Source organism: Skermanella stibiiresistens SB22, assembly GCF_000576635.1.
GTDB lineage: Bacteria > Pseudomonadota > Alphaproteobacteria > Azospirillales > Azospirillaceae > Skermanella > Skermanella stibiiresistens.
Genome location: NZ_AVFL01000043.1, coordinates 25,376 through 43,560, shown reverse-complemented (window position 1 = coordinate 43,560; position 18,185 = coordinate 25,376). Strand labels below are relative to the sequence as shown.

Below are 18,185 nucleotides of genomic sequence, written 5' to 3'. Positions count from 1 at the left end.
GGCCCCAGGCCGGGCTCTCCCGCCAGCGGCGCGCTGGGCGCCGACGCCAGACGCCAGCGGGTCACCGACGCGGTGGCGGCCAGTCGGCGGGCCCTGGTCTCGCCGCCGCGCAGCAGGAAGGCGGTGACGCCCCCGCTCTCGGCCGCCAGTTGAAGGCGGCGGCTGGCGACCATGTCGATATCGCCGATCTCCCCCAGCACCGCGCCGAGCGAACGGCAGCGCAACGCCTCCTCCATCGCCCACAGGATGTCGGCGTCACGTCGGGCACGGACCGTGATCAGCCGATCCGGTGTCAATCCATAGGATGCCAATCCCGGCGCGTGGAGGTCGTCGCCTCGCGTTATCCAAACGATCTGGCCGCGCCGCCGGGCGATCCGCGCCAGGAGGGCGGTGCCGAACCCCGTGGCGGCGACGTTGAACGGATCTCCCGGATCGCCGACGATCTCATGGAGACATCCCAGCGGCAGCCCACCATCCGGCAAGGCGCGGTCCACCTCCGGAACGCCAAGTGGCAGCAGATGCGCGCCATCCGCCCCGCCGATCCCCTCCATCCTCCTGATCCGGCCGCGAAGCTCGGCCAGCACCGCCGCCTTGGACGGGGTGGGTGACGAGGCGGCCGTGGGGGCGGCCATGGGGGCGACCGTGGGTGTTTCGAATACGTCCATGACCCAATCGCCCGCCCGCCATTATGTTCACTTTTTGTTCTATTATCAGCTAGGACTATTGTCAAGTTCAGGCCATGATCTTTCTCAGCCCGCGTCGCTGGGATTGGCGGCGATCTCGCGGATGAGCTTGCTCAGGATGGCGGCGGCGAAGTCGTCGAAATCGCGGGCGGCGATGTAGAAAGCGCCGGGACCACCGATGACGTTTTCCTCGTAATAGCGGTCGAGGTCGATCGGGGCGGCGCCTCCCCAGGGGTTGGGACGTTCGTTGAGGATCGGCAGGCCGTTGATCGTGATGCCGGCGGCGACCGCCTCGTCGCGCGCCACCGCCGGAGGGCGGCCCCGGTTGTTGACGCCATCGCCGGAGATGTCGATCACCTGCCGGACCCCCTCCAAGCCGTTGCCGGCAAACAGGGTGGCGCAATAGTCGATGGCGCCGCTCAGCGAGGTCCAGCGCGCCGACATGAAGGGCGCCGCGGTGATCTCGTCGGAGAACCGCCGAGCGTCGTCCTGGTTGGCGATCACCGTCCAGGGCACCACCGTACGCTGATAGTCGTCGCCCGCCCATTCCACATAGGTCACGGCCACGGCGCCGAACGGTCCGCCTCCCATAGCGGCGATCACACGTTCGTCGTTGAGCGCCGAGGCGTAGCCTTCCCGCTGAAGCGACGCCTCCTCCTCGTCCACGCTACCCGACACGTCGATCGCCAGGACCAGTTCCAGATCGACCGGCCGCTGGGCGCGCGCCGTATCGGGCGGGAGGATGGCCAAGAGACTGGCGAGCGCCAGGAGGCCGACGGTCGGAATGGGACGGACGCGCATCGGAACCCCCTTGGTGGAGAGCGATCGGATCATTGAACCAAGCCGCGGCCGATCATGCAAGCGCGGGCATTTTCAGGAAATATCGACGAATAGCCATGCTAAGGGATGCTCCCGCCAATTTTCAAGATCATGACGAATGGAACGAAGCACACCAAATAGCGTTGTGACGCTGCATAACTGAAATTGAGACCTGAAAGGCCGATCCATGGACATCCTTCGAATTTTGCTTGCCATCCTGTTGCCGCCGGTTGGCGTGTTCCTTCAGGTTGGCATTGGTCTTCAGTTCTGGATCAACATCCTGCTCACTCTGCTGGGATACATTCCCGGTATCATTCACGCGATCTATGTCATCCTGAAGTACAAGTAACAGCCCATGGCACCCCGCACCGCCCGAGTTCACGATTACGAGGCCGAGTTGGCCCGGCTGCAAAAGCTGGCCGACCTGCTGGATAGCCGCTGGCGCATCCCAGGCACCAGCATTCCGATCGGCCTGGATGGCATCGCCAGCATCGTGCCGGTGATCGGTGACAGCGCCACCGGCGTGGTCGCGGCCTATCTTGTGGCCCAGGCGGCGCGGCTCGGGGTGCCAAGAAGCATCCTGCTGCGCATGGCCGGCAATGTCGGGTTGGATTGGGCTGTCGGCTCCATCCCCGTGCTCGGCACCCTGTTCGACATCGGCTTCAAGGCCAACCGCCGGAACATGCGGCTGCTGCGCGAGCATCTGGAGCGGGAACACGGCTCCACCGCGCGCCCGACCTTGCGCAGGGTTTGACCCAAATCAAGGCGGGGCCGCCGCGGCGCGCGCAGTCTCGCCGTCATGAACGCAGATCTCATCGCCAAATATGACGGCCTTCGGGTCCCTCGCTACACCAGCTTCCCGACCGCGCCGCATTTCGGTCCGCAAATCCAGGCGGACGCCTATCTCGGCTGGCTGGCCGGCCTGCCCGCCAGCCAGGGGCTGTCGCTGTATTTCCATGTGCCGTTCTGCCGGTCCATGTGCTGGTATTGCGGCTGCCACACCAAGATCGTCGCCCGCTACGATCCGATCGCCCAGTACCTCGACCTGCTGAGACAGGAGGTCGACCTGATCGCCGACGCCCTGCCCGGCCGCATGACGGTGGACCATGTCCATTTCGGCGGCGGCACGCCGACCATGATCGGAGCGGAGGATTTCGAGCGGCTGATGGCCCATGTGAATTCCCGCTTCCATTTGAGGTCCGGCTGCGAGGTCGCGGTCGAGATCGATCCGCGCACCCTGACGGCCGAGATGCCGGAGGCGCTGGCGCGCGCCGGCGTCAACCGCGCCAGCCTCGGCGTGCAGGACCTGGACCCGACGGTGCAGACAGCGATCAACCGCGTCCAGCCGTTCAAGGTGACGGACGAAGCCGTCCGGTCGCTCCGCCGCGCCGGGATCGACGGCATCAACCTGGACCTGATGTACGGCCTGCCCCACCAGACGCCGGAAAGCTGTGAGGAGAGCGCCGAACGGGTGATGGAACTGACGCCGGAACGGCTCGCCGTGTTCGGCTACGCCCATGTCCCGTGGATGAAGAAACACCAGCGGCTGATCGACGAGAGCGTGCTGGCCGACGCCCGCGCCAGGTGGAAACAGTTCGACGCCATCGCGGCCGTCCTGAACGACAACGACTACCACCAGATCGGCCTGGACCATTTCGCGCTGGAAACGGACCCCATCACGATCGCACAGCGCGATGGCACGCTGAGGCGGAACTTCCAAGGCTACACCACCGACGACGCCGACGTGCTGATCGGCTTCGGCGCCTCCTCGATCGGCGCCCTGCCGGACGGCTACGTCCAGAACGATCCGGTGATGGAGAGCTATGCCGAGGCGGTGCTCGCCGGCCGCCCTCCCATCGTCAAGGGCAAGTCCTTGAGCGCCGACGACCGGTTGCGCCGCGACCTGATCGAACGGCTGATGTGTGATCTGGCGGTCGACCTGGATGTGGTGGCGGCCCGGCATGGCGTGTCATCCGACCTGTTCGCGCCCGATCTCGCCAAATTGGCCCCGCTCGCCGCCGATGGGCTGGCGCGCATCGAAGGGAATAGGATCACCATTCCGGAGGAGGTCCGGCCCTTGGTCCGCGCCGTGGCGGCCGCCTTCGATCCCTACCTCGACACGGCGGCCATGCGGCACTCGAAAGCCATATGAAAGGGGTATGAAGTGGGCCGAGCCGCTGATCAAATGACGAGCGGCGCCCTTGACCGCTCGCTCCCTCTGGTCTTCTCCGGTGAATTGGGCCAAACATAGGCGTGGGCGGACGCCGGGCGGCGTTCGCCGGGGGCCGGCTTGAGAGAGAACGCCACGCGATGATCACGCTCTACAGCTATCCGACGCCCAACGGGCACAAGGCTTCGATCATGCTCGAGGAGATCTGCCTGCCCTACGAGATCGTCCGGGTGGAGATCATGCAGGGCGAGAACCTGAAATCGGAGTTCCTCGAGATCAGCCCGCTGGGCAAGATCCCCGCGATGGTCGACACGGATACCGGGACGGGCAACGCTCCGCGCCGGGTTTTCGGGTCGGGCGCCATCCTGGAATATCTCGCGGAGAAGAGCGGCAAGTTGCTCCCCGACGATGTTTGCGCCCGCACCGAGGTTTGGAACTGGCTGGCCTTCGGCGTCAGCGATGTCGGCCCGACCTCGGTCGACATGTTCAGGTTCGCCGTCAGGGCTCCGGAGAAGCTGCCCTACGCGATCGAGTTGTTCCGGTCGGAACTGCTCCGCTGCTACAGGGCCCTGGATATCCAGTTGAGCAAGACCGAATACTTGGTCAATGGCGAGTACACGATCGCCGATATCTCTGTCTATCCGTTCATCGCCATCGCGGGACAGACCAAGCCGACGATGTTCGAAAACTTCCCGCATCTGAAGCGCTGGCATGATCTGGTCGGCGCCCGCCCCGCCGTCCAGCGCGGCATGGCCGTTCCGGAATGAGATGCCCTTTCACGCCTGGGGTGGCTGTCCATTCGAGGCGCTGAGACCACCATCGACCGGCAGGTTGACACCAGTGATAAATCGGGCGTCATCGCTCGCCAGGAAGACGATCACCGGGGCGATGTCCTCCGGTTCGGCGGCACGGCCCAGCGCGATCCGCTCCTTGAACTTCGCCATAAGCTCCGCGTCATCCTTCATGTCCGCCGTCAGGTCGGTGACGGTCAGGGACGGATTGACGGCGTTGACCCGCACACCCTTGGAACCCAGTTCCAGCGCCAGCGACCGGGTGAAGTTCGTCACGGCCCCCTTGGCCGCGTTGTAGAAACTCATGTTCCAATCGCCACCCAGGCCAGAGACGGAAGATACGTTGACGATTGAGCCCTTCGTCTCGATCAGGTGCGGCACCGCCGCGCGGCAGCCATAGAACACGCCGTTGACGTCTATCGCCATGACGGCATGCCAATCCTCGACCGGTGTCTCGGTGATCGAACCGGTTGGCGCAACACCCGCGTTGTTGACCAGCACATCCAGGCGGCCGAACCGCTCGACCGCCGCCGCGATCAGCCCTTCGACGGAGGTCTGGTCCGACACGTCCGTGACGTGGACAAGCGTGCGATCCGATGGCATGTCCTTGGCGACATTCCTCAGCTTGCCCTCGGTCCGGCCGGCCAGCACGACGGCGGCGCCCTCGGCCGAGAAAAGCAGCGCCGTGGCGGCGCCCATGCCTGATCCGGCACCGGTGACGATGACTGTCTTACCCTTGAAACGCTCGACCATGAAGTTCCCGACTTGAAGTTGCTCCGGCGATTGGCGCCCAGCGAGAAGGCTCCCTTTCCCGCCCCTGGAGGTGGGGCAATGGGAAAGGGAGCGATGACGAACCGCGAAGGATCGGATTTAGGCGGCCTTGAAGGCCCGCGCGTTGACGCCGCCCTCGGCGAGCTGGTTCAGCTTCTGATCGGTCGCCTTCTCCTCCTCGAGCGTCTGCTCCAGGAGACGGGCCACATCGGTCATCCCGCAGGTTTCGGCGAGGGTCCGCAGGGAGCCGTAGCTGGCGATCTCATAGTGCTCGACCTTTTGGGCGGCCATGATCAGGGCCACGTCCAGCACCTCCGGCGGATGTCCTCCACCAATCAGCTCCTCGGCCTCCTCGATCGAGCCTTGGGTCGCCTCGCAGGTGTTGCCGCCGGGGTCTGCCTTGAGGATCTGGAAGATCTGTTCCAGCCGCTTGACCTGACCCTCGGTCTCGGCGAGGTGGCTCTGGAAAGCCTGCTTCAATTCCGACGATGAGGCGGCGTTCGCCATCTTGGGTAGCGCTTCGACGATCTGCGTTTCGGCACTATAGGTATCCTGCAACTCCTCGATGAGAAGTTCCTTCAGTGCTTGTTCCGACATGATGGATTCGTCCCGCTGTGTTTGTTCGCGTCACCGGAACCGGAACGGCTCCGGGCGACACTCCCTCAACAGCGGATCGGCCGGATCATCGCGCGGCATCCCAGTCCCGTGGCGCCAAGCCGGGAACTCGGGATCACCTCAGGAATCGGGGAAGCCCAAGGCCAACTCGCGGGCTTCGAAACTGCTATCCATCGCGTGGGCCGCCAGGAACCAGAATGGAACGTGCCCGTACCGAAAGGATATCTGGTCTTCCGATCTCTCCTCGCCTTCCTTGGCCACACCCGCCAGATAGAGCGCGGAAACCAAACCGGTGCGGTCGGCGCCGGAAGTGCAGTGGATCAGGATCGGCTTCTCGGCGGTCCGCAGGATTTCCATCAGGTCGCCGAACTGGGTATCGGTCATTTGCCGCTTGGCGGACATGCGGAAATCCACATGCGCGATGCCAAGCCGGGCGGACTCCGCCACTTCCCGGTCATACCAGGGGCTTCCCGTGTTGTCGCCGCGCAGGTTGATGATCGTCCTGATCCCGTAATGCCGCCGGTAGGCGTCGATCCGCTCCGGCGTCGGCTGGGCCGAACGATAGACCTCGCCGGCGATGACCGGATGAAAATTTTCACCAAGGTTGACGACGCCCAGGTGAAGCACCGCGATGCCCAGGCTGGTCGAGAGGAAGCAGAGAAGCGACACCGCGGCCGCGCGGATATCCCCGGCCTGGAATTGGGGAAGCCAAGTGGATATCGATGGTCGCGCTGCCGAACTTGTCAGGACACTCATTGGAGGACTCGTCTTCCGCTTGGATCGCCTCGCCGAAAGGGAGAGGCGATCCCCCGCTCCGGCGGCGCCATCCAACACCATCAAGCTGACAGTGGCCTGACGGAGGAGTAGGATGATTGGCTGACCCCGCCGCGGGATCCCGGCATCGCGGACCGGTGTCCATCCCCGGGTCGACTTGATGTTTCCGCTGAATCGAACGTCACTGGCGTGGAAGACGGAAGAATGAGGATCTTGCTGGTCGAGGACCATCCGGCACTCCGCGAGATGGTGACCGGTCATCTTGGGCAGCGGGGATTCGCGGTGGATGTGGCCGCCACCGTGGAGGAGGCGCTGGGGGCCTTGGCCGCCACGACACACGACGCTCTCGTCCTGGACCTGGGCCTGCCGGACGGCGATGGCATGTCTGTCCTCCAAGCCGCCCAAAACCACCGGTCGGGCGCCATCCCAACCCTGATCGTCACCGCGCGCGACGCGCTGGAGGATAGGATCAAGGGCTTGGATGCCGGCGCCGATGACTACATCATCAAACCGTTCGACCTGATCGAGCTGGAGGCGCGATTGCGCGCCGTCCTGCGCCGGCCGGGATCCCGCACATGCACGGTGCTGCGCTGCGGCGCCCTGGCGTTCGACACCAACAACCGGCAAGCCTCGGTCAATGGCGAACCGATCGAACTGACCCGGCGCGAGGCCGATCTTCTGGACAGCCTGCTGCGCGCGGCCGGACAAGTGATCATCCGCGACGTGCTGGAGGAGCGGCTATACGCCTTCGATAATTCGGTCACGCCCAACGCGCTGGAAGCCACGGTTTCCCGCCTGCGGAAACGCCTGATGGGTGCTGGTATCCGGATCGAGACGCGGCGCGGCATCGGTTATCGATTGATCGGGGAGCCGTCGGATAAAACGGAAAGCGAACCGTGATGGTGGCCGCCCACAGTCTCCGCCGTCGGCTGACACTGGCGATGCTGTTCATCTTCAGCCTCGGGCTGGCGGCGTCCGGCCTCGTGTTCCTCAACGAGACGCATCAGACCTCGTCGTCGCTCCTTGACCGCACGCTGCGGCAGCAGGCGCGCGATTTGCTGACCGGCTTGCGCGTCACCCATGGGGAAGTGTCGCTCCAGCCGCCGGATGCCTGGACCACCGCCTATGCCCAGCCCGGGGCGGCGTTCGCCTATACCCTGTTCGACGCGGCGGGCCAGCCCGTGGCCCTGTCGCCGAACATCGAAGCGCCGCTGCCGCGCCTGGACATTCCCGCCGGGGAGGCGTTCAGCCCGCTCGACATCGTCGGACCGGACCGCCGCGCCTTCATGACCATCGCCGCGCCGGATGGCAGGACCCTGACGATCGCCCGCACCGATCCGACGCTGGAATCCCTGGCCGAAACCCTGATGGAAGAGAACGGCGAGCCCTTCGCCGTCCTCGTCATCTCGGTCGGGATCGCCTTCGTCATGGTCTGGTTCGTCGCCGGCTGGAGCTTGCGCCCGCTCGCCCGCGCGGCCCGGGAGGCGACGAACATCCTTCCAGGATCCCCCAACGCTCATCTGTCGCCCGCCGGCTTGCCGTCGGAGATCCAACCGCTGGTGGAGGCGGTCAACGGCGCGCTGGACCGGCTGGCCTGCGCCTATGACGCCGAACGCCGGTTCACCGCCGACGCCGCGCACGAGTTGAGGACGCCGCTGGCGGTGCTGAGCCTTCGGCTCCAGCGTGCGGAGATCAGCGGGTCGGCCAATTGGCCAGCCATCCGCCGCGACCTGTCGGAGATGAACCGCTTGGTCAGCCAACTGCTCGATCTCGCCCGCAAGGAAGCAGCCAATCGGGCCGCGAGCGTCACCGCGCTGGATTTGGTCGATTTCGGCCGCCCCCTCCGCGAAGCCGCCGCCGCCGTCCTGCCGATGATCGAGGGGGCCGGGCGGACGATCGAGGTCGAGACGCCGGACACCGCCGTGCCGGTACGGGGACGGCCGGACGACTTGCGCGACATGGTCCGCAACCTGCTGGACAACGCGTTGGCCCATGGCGCCGGCACGATCGGGGTGCGGTTGCGCGGCTGCGGAACCGACGCCGTGCTGGAAATCTCCGATCAGGGCCAAGGCGTTCCCGAACACCTGCGCGAAGACGTTTTCGCCCGGTTCCGCAAGGGAACATCCACCAGTTCGGGCTCGGGCCTGGGCCTCGCCATCGTCCGCCACGTCGCCCGCGCCCATGGCGGCGACGCGCGGTTCGTTGGTGACGCCACCGCGGGGTGCCGTATCGAGGTGCGGCTGCCGCTGGAGGTCGGCGTGGTGGAGCGCGGCGCGGGCGCCGCGGTGGTGGCCCCATTGGAAACCATAGGCTGAGGCGCGTCATTTCTTTGCTTCAGTCGCTGACATGGGGATACGCTTCGATCGAAGTCCAACCACGCCTTGCCGAGGCCCCATGCCGGCGCCGCTTGTCCACCCCTTCCCCTTCGATCCCACCCATGGCTATTCCGCCGACGACCTCCTGCGAGTCGGGTCGCCGGAGCCGCCGGATGACTTCGAGGCGTTCTGGCGGCATCGCCATGACGTGGCGCTGGCGGTCGACCCCAGGCCGGCGCTGAGCGGGGCGCGGGTCGATGCCGCGCATCCGGGTTGGCAGGTGCTTGATATCGAATACCGGTCCACCGGCGGGTTCCACATCGGCGGCTGGCTGATGCTGCCGCGGGACGAGCCGGTCGAGCGGGGGCTGGTGGTGGGGCATGGCTATGGTGGGCGGGAGGGGCCGGATTTCGGCCTTCCGGTGTCGCGCACCGCCGTGCTGTTCCCTTGCTTCCGCGGCTTGTCGCGGAGCACACGACCGCCGATCTCGCGCGATCCGAACTGGCATGTGCTGCACGACATCGACAAGCGTGACCGCTACATCCTGGGCGGCTGCGTCGATGATCTCTGGATCGCGGTATCGGTGATGCTGGCGCTGTATCCCTGGGTGGCGGGCCACGTCGCCTATTGCGGTACCAGCTTTGGCGGCGGCATCGGCGCGCTGGCGATCCCGTGGGACCCGCGCATCGTTCGGGGGCATCTGGAGGTGCCGACCTTCGGCAACCATCCGCTGCGCCTGACGCTGGACGCCACGGGAAGTTCGGCGGCGGTGCGGAAGTTCCAGCGTCGGCATGAGGACGTGCTGGACACCCTGCGCTATTACGACGCCGCCACGGCGGCCCGGTTCATCACGGTGCCGATGCATGTCGCGCCAGCGCTGTTCGACCCCGCCGTTCCGCCCGCCGGCCAGTTCGCGATCCACAACGCCATACCGGGCGACCGCAAGAAACTCTTCACACTCGACGCCGGGCACTTCGAGTACCCTGGACAGGCCGACCAGGAACTGGCCTTGCGGCGCGAACTCGAAGATTTCCTCGCAGGGTCATGAACCGGGAATATCATCGCTGGCACAGTCCAAGGCTTGGCCGGGACATGGAATTGCTGATCTTCGGGCACGCGGGCGCCAAGGTGCTGGTGTTTCCCACCCGTGACGGCCGGTTCTGGGAGTACGAGAACCTAGGGCTGGTCCGGAGATTGGCGCCGAAGATCGAAGCCGGGCATCTGCAACTCTACTGCGTCGACAGCGTCGATCACGAGACCTTTTACTGCTTCTGGCGAAGGCCAGCCGACCGCGTGGCGCGGCATCTGCTGTTCGAGGAGTATATCCTGAACGAGGTGATGCCGCTGATGGCATCGAAGAACTCCCATGACTGCACCATCGCGCATGGCTGCAGTCTTGGCGCCTACCACGCGGTCAACATCGCGTTCCGCCACCCGCAACTGTTCCGCAAGGTGGCGGCGTTTTCAGGGCGGTACGACCTGACGCTGAAGGTCGACCAGTTCGGCGATCTGCTGGAGGGGCACTACGACGACTCCGTCTACTTCAACACGCCGACGCATTTCATGGTCAGCCTGTCGGACGAGTGGCGGCTCCAGCATCTGCGCCGCATGGAAATCACCTTGGCGATCGGCGCCGACGATCCGTTCCTCGGCAACAACCGGCACCTGAGCCAGTTGCTGCGGCTGATGGGTATCGGGCACAGCCTCCACGTCTGGAATGGCCGTGCCCATGAGGGTCACGCGTGGCGTCGCATGGCGCCGCTCTACGTCTAGGCCGTCACCTTTGCGCCAAGGCCTGCTGGCGCAGCGCCGACAGGGTCGTCCGCGTCGTGATGACCTCAGGGTCCATGCGGAGTTCGATCACGGCGGCCTTGCCGGAGGCGACCGCCGCCTCGAACGCCGGGGCGAACTGCTCCGTCCGCTCAACCACCGCGCCGAAGGCGCCATAGCTTTGGGCCAGCGCCGCGAAATCGGGATTGGTCAGGGCGGTGGCGCTGACGCGATCGGGATAGCGCTTCTCCTGGTGCATGCGGATGGTGCCGAACATGCCGTTGTTGAACAGCAGGATGATCGGCGCCGCGCCCGTGTGCATGGCGGTCGCCAGTTCCTGGCCGGACATCTGGAACCCGCCGTCACCGACGAAACCGACCACCATGCGGTCGCGGTGGACCAGCTTGGCGGCGACCGCGGCCGGAACCGAATATCCCATGGCGCCGCTGGTCGGGCCAAGCTGGCGGCCGGGCCTGCGGTAGCTGAGAAAGCGCTGCGCCCAGCCGGAGAAGTTGCCGGCGTCGATCGTGACGATGGCGTCTTCCGGCAGCCGGTCGCGCAGCCAGACCGACACGGCGCCCAGATCGAGCGCGCCGTCGTAAGAAGCCGGCTCCAGCCATTCGAGGAAATCGCCGCGTGCCCCCTCCGTCCATTCCCGCCAAGGGGCGGAACGCGTCGGCACCCTGCCCGCCAGCGCCGCGATGAACGGGGCGGATCCGGACTGGATCGGCAGGTCGGGACGGAACACCCGGCCCAACTCCTCGGCGGAGGCGTGGACGTGGATCAGGGTCTGACTGGTTTCCGGCAGGTCGATCAACTCGTAGCCCTGCGTGGTCATCTCGCCCAGCCGGGCGCCGATCACCAGCAACAGATCGGATTGCTTGACACGCGCCAGCAGCTTGGGGTTCGGCCCCGTGCCAAGGTCACCGATCCAGGACGGGCTGGTGTTGTCCAGCACGTCCTGGCGGCGGAATGACGAGCAGACCGGCAGATGCCAAGCTTCGGCGAAGCGCTTGAGGTCGGCGCAGGCGGCGTCGGTCCAGCCGCTGCCGCCCACCAGCACCAGCGGACGCTCCGCCGCCGACAGCAGGTCGGCGACCCGGGTCAGGTCGGCGGCGCCGGGATGGGCTTGGACCTCGGTGAACCTGCCGGTCAGCGGCACGGTGACGGTGTCACGCAGCATGTCCTCCGGCAAGGCCAGCACGACGGGACCGGGGCGGCCGGAGGTCGCGACGTGGAAGGCTCGGCTGACGAATTCCGGGATGCGCGCAGCGTCGTCGATCTGCGCCGCCCACTTGGCGACCGGCGAGAACATGCGACGGTAATCGATCTCCTGGAACGCCTCGCGCTCGGCTTGGTCCCGCGCCACCTGTCCGACGAACAGGATCATCGGCGTCGAGTCCTGCATGGCGGTGTGGACGCCGATCGAGGCGTTGCATGCGCCCGGCCCCCGGGTGACGAAGCAGATGCCCGGCCGGCCCGTCAGCTTGCCGGCGGCCTCCGCCATGTTGGCGGCGCCGCCTTCCTGCCGGCAGGTGACCAGCTCGATGTCGGGAGCGTCGTGGAAGGCGTCGAGCACTTCCAAGTAGCTCTCGCCGGCGACGCAGAACGCCCGGTCGGCGCCATGGACGCGCAGCGAATCGACGAGGAGCTGCCCGCCTGAGCGGGGCTGTGACGTGCTTGACATGACCTACCTTGGAAGTAACGGAACCGTGCGATCGTACCCGAGTCTCAAGCGGCCCGGCCGGCTTGTCAACCGGGCCACCGCCCTGTTCAAGGCCTCGGCCTCAGCCGCGCTTCCGCTGATCCAAGGCCTTGAACGCGTTGGAGAAGCCCTTGAAGGAGATCTGCGCCGCGATGCGCCGGTCCGGCGGAATCTGGAAGCCGACGACGCCACGATTTCCGCTGCGGAACATGCTCAGGACCTGATCGCGCAGGGCCGCCCGGACGACGCAGAAGTTCGGATTGCACTCCTGGATCGGCATCTCCAGGGCGGGCTTGCTGTCGATCTGGAGCACCATGCCGGCCTCCTTGACCGCCTGGGGAGCCAGGTTGAAGCCCAGCGACGGCGTGTCGGAACCAGGACGGAAGTAGATCGCGACGCTGAGCAGGCCGAGGTTGGTCTCGCTCGACACGACGTCCTGGGTGATCAGGCACTTGGGCACGCCAGGGGCGGGGCGATCGGCGCATTGCAGCTTCCAATCGTCGAACCGCTTCTCCTCGGCGGCTGCCGCCGGGTTGATGGCGGCGAAGGCCGTCAGCGCGATCAGGGCGGCACCGAAACTGAAACGGATCGTCGGAACCATGCGAAACCTCCTTGTGGGGCCGCCGTATCCAAGGCGCCGATATCGCCTCTCGGCGCGATCGACGCTGGACCCGCGGCTGGACTGAACCCATAGTTCGAGTGATGTACCGCGCGCAATGTCTAAGGTGAACGGCCAGTGGCGATAAATCGGACTTTGTTGGGATACGGGCGCTTCAAGAGGATGGGCGCCGTGGCGGCCGTCCTGATGGGCATGACTTCGGCGGGTGCGGGGGCGGCGACGGCCAAGGACGAGCTGGTGATCGGCGCCGTCCAATTCCCCGGCACGTTCCACCCCAGCATCGACGCCATGGCGACCAAAGGCTACATCCTCGGCATGGCCCGCCGGCCCTTCACCACCTTCGATCAGGACTGGAAACTGATCTGCCTGCTCTGCACCGAATTGCCCAGCCTGGAGAAGGGAACGGCGGTCGAGGTCACCAGGTCGGACGGCACGCGCGCGATCGACGCCACCTTCACGATCCAGCCAGGAGCCACCTGGGGCGACGGCAAGCCGGTCACCACCCGCGACGTCCTGTTCACCTGGGAGGTCGGCCGCCATCCCTTGAGCGGCGTCACCAACGCGCAGCTGTTCTCCAAGGACATCGTCGGCATCACGGCGGTGGACGACAAGACCTTCGTGGTCCACTGGGACAAGTTCCGTTGTGGTTACGACGCGATCAACGACCTGCTGGTTCTGCCGGAGCACCTTGAACGGCCGGTGTTCGAGACGGACCCGGGCCAGTACCGGAACCGGACGCTCTACGACACCGACCGCACCAATCCGGGACTGTATTTCGGACCCTACAGGATCACCCGCGTCGAGGCCGGCGCCTATGTGGTGCTGGAGCCGAACCCGACCTGGTGGGGCGAGCAACCCGGCTTCAAGCGCATCGTCGTCCGCACGGTCGAGAACACCGCCGCGATGGAGGCGAACCTGCTGTCGGGCGAGATCGACTATGTCGCCGGCGAGGTCGGGCTGTCGATAGAACAGGCCTTGGCCTTCGAGAAGCGGCACGGCCAGCGTTACAACGTCGTCTACAAGCCGGGCCTGTTCTACGAGCATATCGACCTGAACCTGGACAATCCCATCCTGGCCGATGTCCGGGTCCGCCGCGCCTTGCTGACGGCGGTGGACCGCGAGGCGATCTCGCGCCAACTGTTCGGCGGCAAGCAATCGGTGGCCCATACCGGCGTCAACCCGCTGGATCGCTTCTACAGCGACGATTTCACCAAATACCCCTTCAACCAGCAGGCCGCCGTCAAGCTGCTGGAGGAGGCCGGCTGGACCGAGCTGAGGGACGGCATCCGGCAGGACGCCTCCGGACGGCGGCTAAGCCTGGAATTCCAGTCGACCGCCGGCAACCGCACGCGGGAGCTGGTGCAGCAGGTGCTCCAGGCCCAATGGCGCAAGATCGGTGTCGATGTCAGGATCAACAACCAGCCGGCCCGTGTCCTGTTCGGCGAGACGATGCGCGAGCGGAAGTTCCCGGCCATGGCGATGTTCGCTTGGCTCAGCTCGCCGGAGAACATCCCGCGCACGATCCTGCATTCATCGATGATCCCGGCGGCCGACAACGGCTTCTCGGGTCAGAACTACAACGGGTTCCGGGACGCGGAGGCGGATCGGATCATCGACGATCTGGAAGTCACCTGCGCCGACGACCAAGCCAAGCCGCTGTGGACCCGGCTCCAACAGATCTACGCCGAGAAGCTGCCGGCGCTGCCGCTGTATTTCCGCTCCGACAGCTACATCATGCCGCCTTGGCTGGAGGGGGTGCGGCCGACGGGGCACCAATACCCGTCGACGCTATGGGTCGAGCAGTGGCGCTCGAAATGATCGGTACCGCCGACAAGGCCCGGCGCTGATGCTGCGTTTCGCCGCGGTGCGGCTGCTCCAGGCGATCGTGGTCCTGCTGATCATGTCGTTCCTGATCTACGGGCTGATCGGGCTGATGCCCGGTGATCCGATCGACCTGATGATCAACGCCGATCCCAACGTCACCGCGGCGGACGCCGCTCGGTTGCGGGCGCTCTACGGGCTCGACCAGCCGATCTGGGAACGGTACCTGAACTGGCTGACGGCGGCGCTCCAAGGCGACTTCGGCTACTCGAGGCTGTTCTCCCGGCCGGTGCCCGAGGTACTGGCGCCGCGCCTGCTCAACACACTGTTGCTACTTGGGATGTCGCTCGTCCTGTCGCTGATGGTCGCCATCCCGTTGGGTGTCTTCGCGGCGCGGCGGCCGAACACCGCCACCGACACGGCGATCAATCTCGCCTGCTTCGCCGGCATCTCGGTCCCGCCCTTCTGGCTGGCGTTGCTGTTCATCATCCTGTTCGCGGTCGTCCTGGGCGTGCTGCCGGCGGGAGGCATGGCGCCGGTCGGCGGCGATGGCGGGTTGTGGGAGCGCCTGCCCTATCTGGTGATGCCCGTCGCCACCCTGACCCTGGTCAGCATCGGTGGCTACACCCGCTTCGTCCGTGCCGCCGTGATGGAACAGCTTCGGCAGGACTATATCCGCACCGCGCGGGCCAAAGGCGTGCCGGAGCGCTCCGTCGTCTGGCGCCACGCGCTGCGGAACGCGATGATCCCCGTTGTCACCATCGTGGCGCTGGGCTTCGGGTCGCTGTTCTCCGGTGCCCTCGTGACCGAATCCATGTTCGCGTATCTGGGCATGGGCAAGCTGATCTACGATTCGATCCTGGGCAACGACTACAATATCGCCCTGGTCGGACTGCTGCTGGCGACGCTGATGACGCTGGCTGGAAACCTGCTGGCCGATCTTGGCTACGCGGCGCTGGACCCCCGCATCACCTTCACCGAGACGCGCACGTGACGGCTTGGCGGCGTTTCCTGACGCATCGCGCGGCGGTCGTCAGCCTGATCCTGCTCGTGCTGCTGGCCGCGGCGGCGCTGGCGGCTCCGTTGATCGAGGCTGCCTTGGGCGTTGACGCCAACGCCGTCAGCCTGCTGGACCGCTTCGGCCCGCCCTCGGCGGCGAACTGGCTGGGCACCGACGAGCTTGGCCGCGACGTGCTGGTCAGGCTGCTCCATGGCGGCCGCGTGTCGCTGTTCGTGGGATTGGCCGCCGCGGTGGGATCGGCGGTGATCGGGACGGTGATCGGGCTGGCGGCGGGGTTTTACGGCGGCCGAGTGGACGGTTTCCTGATGCGGCTGACCGACGGGGTGATCGCCCTGCCTTTGCTGCCGCTGCTGATCGTGCTGGCCGCCGTGGATCTGGGCAAGCTGGGACTGCCGGCGGGGCTGGCGCAGTCGGACCAAGTCAGCCTCTACCGCATCATCGTGATCGTGGCGCTGGGGGGCTGGACGACGGTCGCGCGATTGGTGCGGGGCGCCGCGCTGAGCGTCCGGCGGCGCGAATTCGTCCGCGCCGCCGTGGCGCTGGGCGCCAGCGACACGCGGCTGATGCTGGTCCACATCCTGCCCAATGTCGCGTCGCCTATCGTGGTCGCCACCACGCTGTCGATCGGCAACATCATCCTGCTGGAATCGGTGCTCAGCTTCCTGGGCCTCGGCATCCAGCCACCGCTGCCAAGCTGGGGCAACATGCTGACCAACGCGCAGGAGCTGATCTGGTCGGCGCCGATGCTGGCGATCTACCCCGGCCTGCTGATATTCGTGACTGTCATCGCCTTCAATTTCGTCGGCGACGGCCTTCAGGACGCGCTGGACCCGCGGTCCGGGGGAACGCGGCGCTGAGGATGAGCCAGTTGGGATCATCTGATGGGGATGAGGCATCGAGGGCGGATCAGCTTCGTTTCAACCAGGCCAGCACGCTGTCGCCGATGATCCTCTTGTGCTTCTCCAGATAGGCAGGGTCGGAGAAATCCTGTCCGAAGATGGCGCCGAAGGTATGCCGGTTGGAAACGCGGAAGAAGCAGAAAGCGCTGATCAGCATGTGCAGGTCGACCGGATCGATGCCGTCGCGGAAGATGCCCTGAACCTGCCCTCGTCTGACGATGCCCTCGATGATCTGGATTATCGCAACGTTGAGGTTCTGGATCGACTTCGACGCGGCCATGTGCTCGGCGCGGTGGATGTTCTCGATGCTGACCAGACGGACGAAATCGGGATTGTTCTCGTTGTAGTCGACGGTGAACTCAACCAGCTTCCTGATGGCCCGCTCCGGATCCAGATCCTCCAGGTGAAGGCTCGCCTCGATCGCCCTGATGTCGCCGTAGGCCTTCTCCAGCACGGCGACATAGAGGCCCTCCTTGCTGCCGAAGTAATAATAGATGGCGCGCTTCGTCGTGCGCGTGCGCGCGGCGATGGCGTCGACGCGGGCTCCCGTCAGGCCGTGGTCCGCGAATTCCTTGGTCGCGACCGCCAGGATGTCCCGTCTGGTGCGTTCTGGATCGTTCCGCCGCGACGGCCTGCCAGAGGGAGTGACCGCGTTCTCATCGATGGCCTTCTCCTCGGCGGCCTGATCTTCGGTCAACATCGTTTCCCCTCACCCAAGCCTGCGATAGTTCTTCAAGCATTCTACCTTGGCTGGGCGGAGGATCCCAGCATCGAACGAACCGGATGGTTTGTTCGATGCTGGGAAGACAACCCCTCAAGCATCGAAGAAGACCGTCTCGTCCTCACCCTGAAGGCGGATGTCGAAGCGATAGACGGGTCCGCCCGCGGTTTTCTCCAACATGGCCACCAGCGTGTTCCTCCGGTCCGGCCCGACGAGGTTCAAGACCATGTCAGCCTCGTTGGCGGCGGTCTCGTCGCTGAAGTAGACTCGGGTGTACGCGTGATTCGGCATGCCGCGGGCGAACACGGCGACGTTCAGGTGCGGCGCCTGCGGCCGGGCATCGGCGCCGGCGACAGGGCCGGGCTTGATCGTCTCGATGCGGAAGGCTCCCTCGCCATCGGTGCCGGTGCGGCCAAAGCCGTGGAACGACGCTTCCCGGCCATCGGCGGGATGGGCGTAGCGGCCTTGGGCGTCCGCTTGCCAGATCTCGATCATGGCGTCGATCACGGGAGCCTTGGCGCCGTCCAGCACGCGTCCGGTGACGGTGATCCTGTGGCCGGCCAGCGCGGCCCCTGACAGGGTGCGATCAACGACGCGACCATCCGCGATGCCCTCGCGGCCATAGGGTTGCGGCGTCAGCCCATAGGCGAAATAGGGGCCGACCGTCTGGGAGGGAGTCTGTTTCGGCATG

Annotated in this window: 20 protein-coding genes; 11 read left to right on the top strand and 9 right to left on the bottom strand. The window is 66.0% G+C overall.

Annotated features, from left to right (window positions below; translation table 11 throughout):
• Positions 1 to 665: ImuA family protein (locus N825_RS31980; protein ID WP_157619670.1), on the bottom strand; the 665-nt coding region annotated here is incomplete at its 3' end.
• 84 nt (positions 666 to 749) lie between these two features.
• Positions 750 to 1,484, bottom strand: coding sequence for a DUF1194 domain-containing protein (locus N825_RS31975; RefSeq protein WP_037460703.1), 735 nt, complete (start codon positions 1,482 to 1,484; stop codon positions 750 to 752).
• Between the two features lie 205 nt (positions 1,485 to 1,689).
• Between N825_RS31975 and N825_RS38275 the strand changes: the two genes are divergently transcribed.
• The 4 genes from N825_RS38275 (at position 1,690) to N825_RS31955 (ending at position 4,439) form a co-directional block, all read left to right on the top strand.
• On the top strand, positions 1,690 to 1,851 hold the full coding sequence (locus N825_RS38275) for a YqaE/Pmp3 family membrane protein (RefSeq protein ID WP_037460701.1): 162 nt from the start codon (positions 1,690 to 1,692) through the stop codon (positions 1,849 to 1,851).
• A 6-nt stretch (positions 1,852 to 1,857) separates the two neighbouring features.
• On the top strand, positions 1,858 to 2,256 hold the full coding sequence (locus N825_RS31965; RefSeq protein ID WP_037460699.1) for a DUF4112 domain-containing protein: 399 nt from the start codon (positions 1,858 to 1,860) through the stop codon (positions 2,254 to 2,256).
• A gap of 45 nt (positions 2,257 to 2,301) precedes the next feature.
• Complete coding sequence (gene hemN / locus N825_RS31960; protein WP_037460697.1) at positions 2,302 to 3,654, top strand: oxygen-independent coproporphyrinogen III oxidase; 1,353 nt, start codon at positions 2,302 to 2,304, stop codon at positions 3,652 to 3,654.
• 158 nt (positions 3,655 to 3,812) lie between these two features.
• The gene (locus N825_RS31955) at positions 3,813 to 4,439 is read left to right on the top strand and encodes a glutathione S-transferase family protein (RefSeq protein WP_037460695.1); all 627 of its coding nucleotides are present in this window, start codon (positions 3,813 to 3,815) and stop codon (positions 4,437 to 4,439) included.
• Positions 4,440 to 4,448: 9 nt separating this feature from the next.
• Here the strand turns inward: N825_RS31955 and budC are convergent, their stop codons facing one another.
• From budC to N825_RS31940, 3 genes are all read right to left on the bottom strand, one after another.
• Positions 4,449 to 5,216 (bottom strand): meso-2,3-butanediol dehydrogenase, encoded by a 768-nt coding sequence (gene budC, locus N825_RS31950; protein ID WP_037460693.1) that lies wholly within the window; start codon positions 5,214 to 5,216, stop codon positions 4,449 to 4,451.
• 117 nt (positions 5,217 to 5,333) lie between these two features.
• Positions 5,334 to 5,831 (bottom strand): YciE/YciF ferroxidase family protein, encoded by a 498-nt coding sequence (locus N825_RS31945; RefSeq protein ID WP_037460690.1) that lies wholly within the window; start codon positions 5,829 to 5,831, stop codon positions 5,334 to 5,336.
• A 138-nt stretch (positions 5,832 to 5,969) separates the two neighbouring features.
• Complete coding sequence (locus N825_RS31940; protein ID WP_084165251.1) at positions 5,970 to 6,605, bottom strand: dual specificity protein phosphatase family protein; 636 nt, start codon at positions 6,603 to 6,605, stop codon at positions 5,970 to 5,972.
• 222 nt (positions 6,606 to 6,827) lie between these two features.
• On the opposite strand from N825_RS31940, the gene N825_RS31935 reads away from it, so the two are divergent.
• From N825_RS31935 to N825_RS31920, 4 genes are all read left to right on the top strand, one after another.
• Positions 6,828 to 7,523 carry a response regulator transcription factor gene (locus N825_RS31935; RefSeq protein WP_037460687.1) on the top strand — a complete coding sequence of 232 codons (696 nt, stop codon included), beginning with the start codon at positions 6,828 to 6,830 and terminating at the stop codon, positions 7,521 to 7,523.
• The gene (locus N825_RS31930; RefSeq protein ID WP_051513787.1) at positions 7,523 to 8,938 is read left to right on the top strand and encodes a sensor histidine kinase; all 1,416 of its coding nucleotides are present in this window, start codon (positions 7,523 to 7,525) and stop codon (positions 8,936 to 8,938) included. The genes N825_RS31935 and N825_RS31930 overlap by 1 nt, the downstream gene beginning before the upstream one ends.
• 79 nt (positions 8,939 to 9,017) lie before the next feature.
• On the top strand, positions 9,018 to 9,986 hold the full coding sequence (locus N825_RS31925) for an acetylxylan esterase (RefSeq protein ID WP_037460684.1): 969 nt from the start codon (positions 9,018 to 9,020) through the stop codon (positions 9,984 to 9,986).
• Between the two features lie 44 nt (positions 9,987 to 10,030).
• A complete protein-coding gene (locus N825_RS31920; RefSeq protein WP_198038995.1) occupies positions 10,031 to 10,711 on the top strand; it encodes an esterase family protein in 681 nt (226 codons plus the stop codon).
• A gap of 4 nt (positions 10,712 to 10,715) precedes the next feature.
• Here N825_RS31920 and N825_RS31915 read toward each other — a convergent pair whose 3' ends face one another.
• Complete coding sequence (locus N825_RS31915) at positions 10,716 to 12,395, bottom strand: thiamine pyrophosphate-binding protein (protein WP_037460678.1); 1,680 nt, start codon at positions 12,393 to 12,395, stop codon at positions 10,716 to 10,718.
• A 100-nt stretch (positions 12,396 to 12,495) separates the two neighbouring features.
• Positions 12,496 to 13,014, bottom strand: coding sequence for an invasion associated locus B family protein (locus tag N825_RS31910; RefSeq protein ID WP_037460676.1), 519 nt, complete (start codon positions 13,012 to 13,014; stop codon positions 12,496 to 12,498).
• A 180-nt stretch (positions 13,015 to 13,194) separates the two neighbouring features.
• Between N825_RS31910 and N825_RS31905 the strand changes: the two genes are divergently transcribed.
• From N825_RS31905 to N825_RS31895, 3 genes are read left to right on the top strand one after another with little or no spacing between them, the layout of a single operon-like run.
• Positions 13,195 to 14,850, top strand: coding sequence for a peptide ABC transporter substrate-binding protein (locus N825_RS31905; RefSeq protein WP_037460675.1), 1,656 nt, complete (start codon positions 13,195 to 13,197; stop codon positions 14,848 to 14,850).
• Positions 14,851 to 14,878: 28 nt separating this feature from the next.
• On the top strand, positions 14,879 to 15,847 hold the full coding sequence (locus N825_RS31900; RefSeq protein WP_037460673.1) for an ABC transporter permease: 969 nt from the start codon (positions 14,879 to 14,881) through the stop codon (positions 15,845 to 15,847).
• Positions 15,844 to 16,731 carry an ABC transporter permease gene (locus N825_RS31895; protein WP_037460671.1) on the top strand — a complete coding sequence of 296 codons (888 nt, stop codon included), beginning with the start codon at positions 15,844 to 15,846 and terminating at the stop codon, positions 16,729 to 16,731. The genes N825_RS31900 and N825_RS31895 overlap by 4 nt, the downstream gene beginning before the upstream one ends.
• Positions 16,732 to 16,780: 49 nt before the next feature.
• Here N825_RS31895 and N825_RS31890 read toward each other — a convergent pair whose 3' ends face one another.
• Positions 16,781 to 17,473 carry a TetR/AcrR family transcriptional regulator gene (locus N825_RS31890; protein ID WP_084165250.1) on the bottom strand — a complete coding sequence of 231 codons (693 nt, stop codon included), beginning with the start codon at positions 17,471 to 17,473 and terminating at the stop codon, positions 16,781 to 16,783.
• Positions 17,474 to 17,587: 114 nt separating this feature from the next.
• Entirely contained in the window at positions 17,588 to 18,184 is a 597-nt protein-coding gene (gene pcaG, locus N825_RS31885; protein WP_037460669.1) for a protocatechuate 3,4-dioxygenase subunit alpha, read from the bottom strand.
• Position 18,185: the final 1 nt, after the last annotated feature.

Excerpts from the sequence above, each read along its gene's own strand:
- N825_RS31940 (WP_084165251.1), bottom strand. The coding sequence starts at position 6,605 with ATGAGTGTCCTGACAAGTTCGGCAGCGCGACCATCGATATCCACTTGG.
- hemN (WP_037460697.1), top strand. The coding sequence starts at position 2,302 with ATGAACGCAGATCTCATCGCCAAATATGACGGCCTTCGGGTCCCTCGC.
- N825_RS31920 (WP_198038995.1), top strand. The coding sequence starts at position 10,031 with ATGGAATTGCTGATCTTCGGGCACGCGGGCGCCAAGGTGCTGGTGTTT.
- N825_RS31910 (WP_037460676.1), bottom strand. The coding sequence starts at position 13,014 with ATGGTTCCGACGATCCGTTTCAGTTTCGGTGCCGCCCTGATCGCGCTG.
- N825_RS31945 (WP_037460690.1), bottom strand. The coding sequence starts at position 5,831 with ATGTCGGAACAAGCACTGAAGGAACTTCTCATCGAGGAGTTGCAGGAT.
- N825_RS31905 (WP_037460675.1), top strand. The coding sequence starts at position 13,195 with ATGGGCGCCGTGGCGGCCGTCCTGATGGGCATGACTTCGGCGGGTGCG.
- N825_RS38275 (WP_037460701.1), top strand. The coding sequence starts at position 1,690 with ATGGACATCCTTCGAATTTTGCTTGCCATCCTGTTGCCGCCGGTTGGC.
- N825_RS31900 (WP_037460673.1), top strand. The coding sequence starts at position 14,879 with ATGCTGCGTTTCGCCGCGGTGCGGCTGCTCCAGGCGATCGTGGTCCTG.
- N825_RS31975 (WP_037460703.1), bottom strand. The coding sequence starts at position 1,484 with ATGCGCGTCCGTCCCATTCCGACCGTCGGCCTCCTGGCGCTCGCCAGT.
- budC (WP_037460693.1), bottom strand. The coding sequence starts at position 5,216 with ATGGTCGAGCGTTTCAAGGGTAAGACAGTCATCGTCACCGGTGCCGGA.
- pcaG (WP_037460669.1), bottom strand. The coding sequence starts at position 18,184 with ATGCCGAAACAGACTCCCTCCCAGACGGTCGGCCCCTATTTCGCCTAT.
- N825_RS31890 (WP_084165250.1), bottom strand. The coding sequence starts at position 17,473 with ATGTTGACCGAAGATCAGGCCGCCGAGGAGAAGGCCATCGATGAGAAC.
- N825_RS31955 (WP_037460695.1), top strand. The coding sequence starts at position 3,813 with ATGATCACGCTCTACAGCTATCCGACGCCCAACGGGCACAAGGCTTCG.
- N825_RS31925 (WP_037460684.1), top strand. The coding sequence starts at position 9,018 with ATGCCGGCGCCGCTTGTCCACCCCTTCCCCTTCGATCCCACCCATGGC.
- N825_RS31930 (WP_051513787.1), top strand. The coding sequence starts at position 7,523 with ATGGTGGCCGCCCACAGTCTCCGCCGTCGGCTGACACTGGCGATGCTG.
- N825_RS31915 (WP_037460678.1), bottom strand. The coding sequence starts at position 12,395 with ATGTCAAGCACGTCACAGCCCCGCTCAGGCGGGCAGCTCCTCGTCGAT.
- N825_RS31965 (WP_037460699.1), top strand. The coding sequence starts at position 1,858 with ATGGCACCCCGCACCGCCCGAGTTCACGATTACGAGGCCGAGTTGGCC.
- N825_RS31935 (WP_037460687.1), top strand. The coding sequence starts at position 6,828 with ATGAGGATCTTGCTGGTCGAGGACCATCCGGCACTCCGCGAGATGGTG.